The following is a 395-nucleotide window of genomic DNA, read 5'->3' on the forward strand; positions in this document are numbered from 1 at the left end:
ACCAACCCACAACCCGATCCGTGCGACACCAAACCCGACCACCGCCGGCGGTATGCCACACCAGGCCATGCCTGGCAGCCCGACAAGCTCTCACGCTCGCCTACGGCTCCGAAAAAACAACCAACGGTTGTTCCTTCAGGACCCAACAGGGTGCTATCCGCCCTCTCCCAGCCGCACCAGGACTCCGTTCCCACCACCCGAAGGCAGCTGTACTAGGAAGAACCCGGCCGTTGCCAGGAAAAAACTCGCCAGTGTCTCCGCCATTGAGCACCCCGACCCGACATTCGCGGGCCGCGGGCTCCTTGCACCCTTTCGGGTGAAGGTGCTCCTTAGAAAGGAGGTGATCCAGCCGCACCTTCCGGTACGGCTACCTTGTTACGACTTCGTCCCAATCG

At 62.0% G+C, this 395-nt stretch carries 1 rRNA gene; it reads right to left on the reverse strand.

Annotated elements, in window-relative coordinates:
• Positions 1–333 precede the first annotated feature (333 nt).
• Positions 334–395 (reverse strand): 16S ribosomal RNA (locus tag ACLQ20_RS31355); the annotation flags it as partial.

Source organism: Micromonospora sp. DT46 (assembly GCF_049841735.1).
In the GTDB taxonomy this organism is placed as follows: Bacteria; Actinomycetota; Actinomycetes; order Mycobacteriales; family Micromonosporaceae; genus Micromonospora; species Micromonospora reichwaldensis.